The following is an 8,109-nucleotide window of genomic DNA, read 5'->3' as shown; positions in this document are numbered from 1 at the left end:
CTCGGCCTCGCCCTGGCGCAGCAGGCCGTGGTCGACGAAGACGCAGGTGAGCTGCTCGCCGATCGCCTCGTGGATCAGCACCGCGGCCACGGCGGAATCGACGCCGCCGGACAGGCCGCAGATCACCTTGCCCGTCCCGACCTGGTCGCGGATCTTGCGGATCGACTCGTCGCGGTAGGCGCCCATGGTCCAGTCGCCGGTGCAGCCGGCGATGTCGCGCACGAAGTTGCGGATCAGCAGGGCGCCGTGCGGGGTGTGGGCGACCTCCGGGTGGAACTGCACGGCGTAGTAGCCGCGCGCCGCGTCGGCCACCGCGGCGAAGGGCGCGTTCTTCGAGATCGCCACCGTGGTGAACCCGTCCGGCAGCTTGGTGACGCGGTCCCCGTGGCTCATCCAGACGGGGTAGCGCTCGCCCACGTGCCAGACGCCCTTGAACAGGGGGCAGTCGGACAGGACCTCGACCTCGGCCCGGCCGAACTCGGCATGGTGGCCGCCCTCGACCTCGCCGCCGAGCTGGGCCGCCATGGTCTGCTGGCCGTAGCAGATGCCGAAGACGGGCACGCCCGAATCGAACACAGCCTGCGGCGTGCGGGGGCTGGCCTCCGTCGTCACCGATTCCGGGCCGCCCGAGAGGATCACGCCCTTGGGCCGCCCCTGCGCGAAGGCCTCGCCCGCCTTGGTGAAGGGCACGATCTCGCAATAGACGCCCTCCTCGCGCACCCGCCGGGCGATGAGCTGCGTCACCTGGGAGCCGAAATCGACGATCAGGATTTTATCGTGGTCGGTGTTCATGATCGGGAGTTAGACGAGCCCTCGGGTCCGCGCAACGAAGCCCGTGCATGGCGATCGGTGCAGGCCACGCCTGCGCACCGCCTGCCTCCGGTCGAGGCACGCGTCATCCGGCCTTCGCGACACGTGCGGCGGCGCGGCGGGGAACGCGCGACATGGACATGGCGCCGCCATCATGAGAGCAGTCCGTGCCGGATTCGCGGCTCTCGCACGGCCCGGCTCGGATGCCGGGCAGGCGTGCGCGGTGTCCGCAGGGCGTCACGGGCCGCCGATCCCTCCGGCCGGTCGGTTGCTTGACTAACGGATTCGCGACCCCTAGCCGTCGCAGCCGATTTGAGATCAGGAGCATTTCATGAGCGGCAAGCGCGCGCTGATCACCGGCATCACCGGGCAGGACGGCGCCTACCTCGCGCAACTGCTCCTAGAGAAGGGCTATGCCGTCTCCGGGATCGTACGCCGCTCCAGCCATGCGGGCGTCTACGACCACCGCCTGAAATGGCTCGGCATCGCCAAGGACGTCAGCCTGCTGGACGGCAACCTGCTCGACCTGTCGAGCCTGGCCCGCTCGATCCAGGAGGTGCAGCCCGACGAGATCTACAACCTGGCGGCCCAGTCCTTCGTCACGGCCTCCTGGCAGCAGCCGCTGCTCACCGGGCAGGTCACGGGGCTCGGCGCGGTCAACCTGCTCGAATGCGTGCGCACCCTGCGGCCGGATGCGCGCTACTACCAGGCCTCCTCCTCGGAGATGTTCGGCCTGATCCAGGAACAGGTGCAGAGCGAGGCGACGCCGTTCTACCCGCGCTCGCCCTACGGCGTGGCCAAGCTCTACGCCCACTGGATGACGATCAACTACCGCGAGAGCTTCGGCCTGCACGCCTCGAACGGCATCCTGTTCAACCACGAGAGCCCGGTCCGGGGCGTCGAGTTCGTCACCCGCAAGGTCACGGACGGGGTGGCGCGGATCAAGCTGGGCCTCGCCGAGGAGCTGCGGCTCGGCAACATCGACGCCAAGCGCGACTGGGGCCACGCCAAGGACTACGTCCGGGCGATGTGGATGATGCTCCAACAGGAGAAGCCCGACGACTACGTCATCGCCACGGGCCGCACCACGACGGTGCGGGAGATGTGCGAGATCGCCTTCCGCCACGTCGGCCTCTCGATCGACGACCACCTCGTGATCGACCCGAAGCTGTTCCGCCCGGCGGAGGTGGACGTGTTGCTGGGCGATCCGGCCAAGGCGGAGAAGGCCTTCGGCTGGAAGGCGGAGATCACCCTGGAGACCATGATCCGCGAGATGGTCGACGCGGACCTCGCCCGACTTCGCAAAGCCGCCTGACCGGGCCGGGCGTGAGGCGCATCCTCGTCACGGGCGCGGCCGGCTTCGTCGGCCGCCACGCCGTCGCGGCCCTGGCGGAGCGCTTCGCGGGTACGGCGACGGTCGTGGGAATCGGCCGCGGCAGCTTCGGGTCCCTCCCGGAGGGTGCGGACTACAGGCAGTTGGACCTGCTCGACCAGGCGAGCCTCGCGACGTTCGTCGCGGCGTTCCGGCCGACCGACATCCTCCATCTGGCGGCCCTGTCGTCGGTCCAGCAGGCCGGCGACCTGCCCACGGAGACGTGGCGCGCCAACCTCGTCGGCCTGCTCAACCTGGCCGAGGCGGCGATGGAGATCGCGTCCCCGCCGAACCTCTTCTTCGTCAGTTCCGGGGAGGTCTACGGCCGGGCCTTCCTGTCGGGCGCCCCGCTCTCGGAGGAGACCGAACCGCAGCCGGTGGGAAGCTACCCGCTCTCCAAGCGGCTCGGCGAGCAGATGCTGCGCGACGTGCTGGCGAAATCGGACGCGAAGCTGATCGTCCTGCGCCCGTTCAACCATATCGGGCCGGGCCAGGACGAGCGCTTCGTGGTCGCCTCCTTCGCCGGACAGATCGCCCGGATCGAGGCGGGATCGCGCCCGCCCTGGATCGAGGTCGGAAACCTCTCGGCGAGCCGGGACTTCCTCGACATCGACGACGTGGTGGGCGCCTATCTCGGCCTGATCGCGCAGGTGGACGCCCTCGAGAGCGGGGCGGTCTTCAACATCTGCTCGGGCCTGCCCCGCACGATCGAGAGCGTGCTCGCGGACCTGCGGGCGATGGCGCGGGTGCCCTTCGAGGTCCGGATCGCGCCCGACAGGATGCGGCCGTCCGAGATCGCCGTCGCCGCGGGCGATGCGGGCCGCCTGACGGCCGCGACCGGCTGGCGGCCGGCAGCAGTCTGGAGCGAGACCCTGTCCCGCGTGCTGGCGGATGCCAGGGCCCGGGCGGCCGAGCCCGGCCGGCCGTGACGGATGCGCGGCCCCGGGGAACCGGCGCGGTCCCGGCCGCGGCCCTCCGTCCGACGTTCAGGATCACCGTCCGCGAGACGGGGCGCCGATGACGACGGACGGCGACGCCGCATCGCATCACAGCGGGGTGTCGGGTCGACTGGTCCGCATCTCGGACAGGATCGTGGTCTGCCGGATCGATCACCTGTCGTCGTTCGCGATCCCGCTCTCCGTCCGGGAGCCGGAGGCCGTCGCGCTGGTCGGCTGGTCGATCGTCGCCCGCCGCGACGGGCAGTCGGACACGCTCTCCTACCTGCTGGTCCTGCGCTGCGCCGGGCCGGATTTCCTTCCGGATGCGCGCAGCATCGTCCTGACGACGCATGTCAGGGATTTTCGGATCGGGATCGAGGACGGCGACGAATCCGGCCTGTCGCCCGGCGAGTGCGCGGCCCTGGCGCACGCCGTCCTGGCGCTTCCCGCCGCCCCGGCCGACGGGATGCCGGACCTGCTCCGCTTCGTCGCCCCGGCCCTCGACGCCCTGGTCCTGGCGGATGCCGGGACCGCGGTCCCGCTGACGAGGGCGGGGCAGGGTCTCCTCCTCGCCGAGGGCTTCGTGCCCGAGATGCTGCTCGTGCGCTCCGGCGACGGCTACGTTCGATTCCCGGTCAGGCGCGCGACCCTGCGCTTCGGCGAGGCGCGCACCGTGGAGATCGCGTTCGCGCCGGACTGGTCGCCGGCCCTGCTGCGGGACGCGGCGATCCTGGTCGGCGGCGGCGTCCATCGGGTGGGCTGCCTGCGAAGCGGGACGGAATCGTGATGCCCGAGGCCGGCGGGCGGACCGTCCTCGTGCTCGCGCCGATGCCGCCGTTTCCGACCATCGCCGGCAACCGCCGCCGGCTGCTGGCGGTCTGCGAGATGCTCCGGCGCGGCGGCTTCTCGGTCGACCTCGCCTATTACGCCCACGAGGATCAGGTCTATCGCCGCTTCGGCCAGCACCCGCCGACCGATCACGTCCGGATGGCGCAGACCTTCCGGCGGGTCTTCCGGATCGAGCCGCCGGGCGCGATCCGCCTCAGGACGGGGGCTCGGGTGTTCGGGATCGACGACTGGTGCCCCGCCGCGGTCGGCGCCTTTGTCGCCAGATACTTCGCCGGTCAGCCGGACACCTGCGCCCTCGTGGTCAACTACGTGTTCCTCTCGCGCTGCCTGGAGGCGGTGCCGCCGGGCGTGCTGACGCTGATCGACACCCACGACCGCTTCGCCGACCGCCAGACGATGTACCGGCCCTTCGGCATCGCGCCGAGCTTCTTCTACACCGACCGGGAGAACGAGGCCGCCGGGCTCGCGCGCGCCGACCTCGTGCTGGCGATCCAGGAGAACGAGGCGGCCTATTTCCGCGCGATCACGGACCGGCGGGTGCTGTCCCTGCCGCCGCGCCTGCCCCGGCAGCGCCCGTCCGCCGCGCCGCCGCGCATCCGGCGCCTGGGCTTCATCGGTCACGGGAACGACGCCAACCTCCTGTCGATCCAGGCCTTCGCCCGGCTCTGGGGCCAGGGCTGGGCCCCAGGCCTGCCCGACCTCCTCATCGCCGGCGAGATCGGCAGAAGCCTCGGGTTCGGCTCGGGGCCGGGCATCCGCGTGACCGGCCCCGTCCCGCGCCTCGAGGACTTCTACGACGCGGTCGACGTGGTGGTGGCGCCGATGCTGATCGGCACGGGCCTCAAGATGAAGGTCGCCGAGGCCCTGTCGTTCGGCCTGCCCGTGATCGGGACCGCGATGGCCTTCGACGGCTTCGCCCCCCGGGCCGAGGCCCACCGCCTGTCGAGCGTCGAGGCGGTGCGGGACACGGTCCTGGCGCTGCGCAACGATGCGGCGGGTCTCGCCGCCCTCGCCGCCGAGAGCGAGGCGCTGTTCGTCCGGTTCGATGCGGCCTCAGGGGAGGCGGAGGCCGCCTGCCTCGCCGCGCTGCGAGCCTGCCCGGCCGGCCGGTCGATGGAGCCGGCGGCGCCTCCGGAAGCCGCCGACCGGCCCCCTGTCACGGCCTGCCTCGGTCCGGTGACGGTCACCTGCGAGCGCTCCCTGCGCTCCCTCGTCCAGGCCGACGAGGCCCTCGGCACGCTCGTCCTGACCGAGAGCGGGCCGGATCGCGAGGCCGCAGCCGCCGATTCGCCGGTGCGCCGCCGCTGGTTCGCCCGCCCCGCCCGACCGGGCGACGGGCCGGGCCTCGACCGGGCGGCCCTTGCCGGGCTCGTGGGGGACGCCCGGTGGTCCCCCTCCCCCGAATGGGTCCGGGCCCGGTCCCTGCCGGGTGCCGTACGCGAAGCCCTCGCCCTGCTCCTCGTCGGGGCCGTGGCGGACTGGACGAGCGCGGGAAGCCTCGTCGGACGCGCCGACGGCCGCATCGACGTGCGGGCGCACCTGCCGAGCTTTCTGCTGGCCGGGGAGCATCCGGCCGCCCTGTTCCTCACGGCCTCGGCCGGGAACGCCGCCGTCGAGTGCGCCTTCTGGAGCGCGACGCCACTTCAGCGCCCGCTGCGCCTTTCGCATGAGGGCTCCCCGCGCATCGACCTCTGCCTCGTGCCCGCGCTCCTGACGCTGGAGGCCGCCGACGCGGATCGCGGCCGGGCGGATCGGATCGAACCGGGCCGGCTCCTGTTCCTCACCGACGACCTCGTCGGCCGGATCGAGATCCGAGGCGGCCGGCCGTGAGAGGCCCGCGCCGCCATTGCCAGGCTCGGATGCGGCGCCCATTGATCGGACGCGGGACACGGTTCGGAACGGGATGACGGAGAGGCTGCAAGAGCTTGCGACGCGTGATGCGGCAGCGCCGGCCCGCGACCGGCGGCCGGGCGCGGGATCGCGGATCGACGACCCCTTCCGCCTTCGCGTGCTCTACGTGGACGACAGCGTCCCGCACATCGACCTGGGGAGTGGGCTGCCCCGCGCCAACTTCATCGTGAACGCGATGGCGCAACTCGGCTACGTCGTGACCTTCTACCCGGTCTTCGAAGCCGATGGCGGGGCGGACGATCCCTACCGCGACCTCGACGCCTCCATCGAGATCCTGGAACCGTCCGAGGACGCGGGCATGCGGCGCCTCGTCGAGGACGGGGCCGGGCGCTACGACGTTCTCTGGGTCAGCCGGCCGCACAACATCGACATGGTCTGCCGGGTCCTGGCCGATGCGGGCACCACGGCGCGCGCCTTCGCCCGCTCGCGGGTGATCTTCGATTCGGAGGCTGTGTTCGCGGTGCGCGACTTCATCGCCGGGACCATGGCTGACGGATTCGGCACCGGGGCCGCCCTGATGCGCGCGATCGCCCGCGAGACCCGCAATTTCGGACAGGCCGACCACGTCGTGACGGTCTCCGAGGCCGAGGGCCGGCTTCTCTCCGCCTGCGGTATCGGCAACGTCTCGGTGCTCGGCCTCGCGCTCCGGCGCCTGGGCGGGAAGCCGCCCGGCTTCGAGGGGCGCGGCGGCTTCCTGTTCATCGGCTCCCTCGCGCAGGAGGATCAGCCGAACGTCGATTCCCTCGAATGGCTGCTGCGCGAAGCGTGGCCGGCCTTGCGCCTGCGCCTGCCGGAGGCGGTCCTGACGATCGTCGGCGAGGTGGCGCCCGCGATCCGCCGGCGCCTGAGCCGTCCGAGCGTCGCGGTGCTGGGCCGGGTCACGGACGCCACCGCCCTGTTCGACCGCGCCCGCGTCTGCATCGCCCCCACCCGCTACGCCGCCGGCATCCCGCACAAGGTCTACGAGGCCGTGACCCGCGGCGTGCCTCTCGTGCTGACCCCGCTGCTGGCGGAACAGGTCGGCTGGCCGGAAGGGACGGGATACCTCACGCGCGACTGGCGGGACCCGGACGCCTTCGCCGCGGCGATGGCCCTCCTGCACGAGGATGCCCCCACCTGGACGCGGCTCCAGGAGCGGGGCCTCGCGCAGGTCGGCGCGGATTGCGAGCCGTCCGGCTATCGGGCGGCCCTGCGCCGCCTCTGCGAGGCGCCGACCTTCGCATGAGACGCTTCCCGCTGGGGCCGCGCGCGGTCCGTCTCGCGTCCGCTCTCTATCGCCGCGCCACCATCGGGCGGGTGCCGAAGCTGTTCGACGAGACGTTCTACCTGCGCATGAACCGGGACGTCGCCCGGTCGGGAATCGACCCGTTCCTGCACTACGTGCTGCGCGGTGCCGACCAGGGCCGCAACCCCGCGGCCGATTTCGATACCCGCTTCTACCGCGAACAAAGCGGCCCGACGGGGCTCGATCCCCTGCGGCACTACCTGCGCCTCGGGGCGGAGGCGGGGCACGATCCCAACCCCGGCTTCAACAGCATCTGGTACGCCAGCCATCATGCCGACGTGGCGCGCAACGGGGCCAACCCGCTGCTGCACTACCGCACGCACGGGAAGCAGGAAGGGCGACCGACCAGCCGCTCGGCCTTCGGTTCGCCCCTGCCGCACATGCTCCGGGGGGTGGCCGCGCACCACATCCTGGACCTGCCGGGCGAGACCGTCGAGCCGTTCGAGGTGCACCTGCACCGCGACCTTCCGGTCCGGGCCTGCACCGATCCCGTCCGGCGCCTCTGCGTCTTCATGCGGCTGACCGATGCGGAGATCGCCGGCCTGACGGACGCCTTCGAGACGTTTTCGAACGGGAGCCTGGAGCGCCTGTCGCTGGAAATCGATCCGAGCCATCCTCCGCACCCGCAGAGGCCGACCCTGCTCGCAACCCTGGAGCACGGCTATCGCGGGAAGGACCAGGAGACCGGGACCGTGCTGGTCCGCTACGCCGAGGCGCAGCTATGGGACCTGCGCCCGAGCCGGCCGCGCATCGCCGCGATCCATGCGGGTGGAAGCCTGGCGTTTCGACGCGGTCTCTGATGGGCCAGTCCTGCGGAGGGTCAGGGCGCCTGCGGCAGGTTCAGGACCGGTATATATCGCGCGCGCGTCTCCCTCCCCCCTCTGCGGGGGAGGGTGGCCCTCGCCTCAGCGAGGGTCGGGAGAGGGGAGCGACGATGCCGGATA

The 8,109-nt window shown here is 72.0% G+C and carries 7 protein-coding genes; 6 read left to right on the top strand and 1 reads right to left on the bottom strand.

The genetic code is table 11. The annotated features are described in order from the left end of the window. The coding region (guaA, locus tag COGEMETH_RS16200) for a glutamine-hydrolyzing GMP synthase (protein ID WP_238183635.1) at positions 1-792 on the bottom strand (792 nt) is incomplete at its 3' end. A gap of 349 nt (positions 793-1,141) precedes the next feature. Here guaA and gmd point away from each other — a divergent pair. The 6 genes from gmd to COGEMETH_RS16170 all read left to right on the top strand — a co-directional run bounded on the left by gmd (position 1,142) and on the right by COGEMETH_RS16170 (position 7,965). Beyond that, positions 1,142-2,125, top strand: a complete 984-nt coding sequence (gene gmd, locus COGEMETH_RS16195; RefSeq protein ID WP_238183634.1) for a GDP-mannose 4,6-dehydratase — start codon at positions 1,142-1,144, stop codon at positions 2,123-2,125. 11 nt (positions 2,126-2,136) lie between these two features. Further along, a complete protein-coding gene (locus tag COGEMETH_RS16190) occupies positions 2,137-3,111 on the top strand; it encodes an NAD-dependent epimerase/dehydratase family protein (protein WP_238183633.1) in 975 nt (324 codons plus the stop codon). Positions 3,112-3,199: 88 nt separating this feature from the next. Continuing rightward, on the top strand, positions 3,200-3,907 hold the full coding sequence (locus tag COGEMETH_RS16185) for a hypothetical protein (protein WP_238183632.1): 708 nt from the start codon (positions 3,200-3,202) through the stop codon (positions 3,905-3,907). Next, positions 3,907-5,799, top strand: a complete 1,893-nt coding sequence (locus tag COGEMETH_RS16180) for a glycosyltransferase (RefSeq protein ID WP_238183631.1) — start codon at positions 3,907-3,909, stop codon at positions 5,797-5,799. The genes COGEMETH_RS16185 and COGEMETH_RS16180 overlap by 1 nt, the downstream gene beginning before the upstream one ends. A 73-nt stretch (positions 5,800-5,872) precedes the next feature. Then, positions 5,873-7,105, top strand: coding sequence for a glycosyltransferase (locus COGEMETH_RS16175; RefSeq protein WP_238183630.1), 1,233 nt, complete (start codon positions 5,873-5,875; stop codon positions 7,103-7,105). Further along, complete coding sequence (locus tag COGEMETH_RS16170) at positions 7,102-7,965, top strand: hypothetical protein (protein WP_238183629.1); 864 nt, start codon at positions 7,102-7,104, stop codon at positions 7,963-7,965. Before COGEMETH_RS16175 ends, COGEMETH_RS16170 begins: the two co-directional genes overlap by 4 nt. The last annotated feature ends 144 nt before the right edge of the window (positions 7,966-8,109 follow it).

Source organism: Methylobacterium trifolii, assembly GCF_022179685.1.
Lineage (GTDB): Bacteria > Pseudomonadota > Alphaproteobacteria > Rhizobiales > Beijerinckiaceae > Methylobacterium > Methylobacterium trifolii.
The sequence above is the reverse complement of the archived record's forward strand: the minus strand, read 5'-3'. Positions and strand labels throughout refer to the sequence as shown.

Bases quoted from the DNA above. Each gene is read 5' to 3' on its own strand.
- COGEMETH_RS16170 (WP_238183629.1), top strand. From the start codon at position 7,102: ATGAGACGCTTCCCGCTGGGGCCGCGCGCGGTCCGTCTCGCGTCCGCT.
- COGEMETH_RS16175 (WP_238183630.1), top strand. From the start codon at position 5,873: ATGACGGAGAGGCTGCAAGAGCTTGCGACGCGTGATGCGGCAGCGCCG.
- gmd (WP_238183634.1), top strand. From the start codon at position 1,142: ATGAGCGGCAAGCGCGCGCTGATCACCGGCATCACCGGGCAGGACGGC.
- COGEMETH_RS16185 (WP_238183632.1), top strand. From the start codon at position 3,200: ATGACGACGGACGGCGACGCCGCATCGCATCACAGCGGGGTGTCGGGT.
- COGEMETH_RS16180 (WP_238183631.1), top strand. From the start codon at position 3,907: ATGCCCGAGGCCGGCGGGCGGACCGTCCTCGTGCTCGCGCCGATGCCG.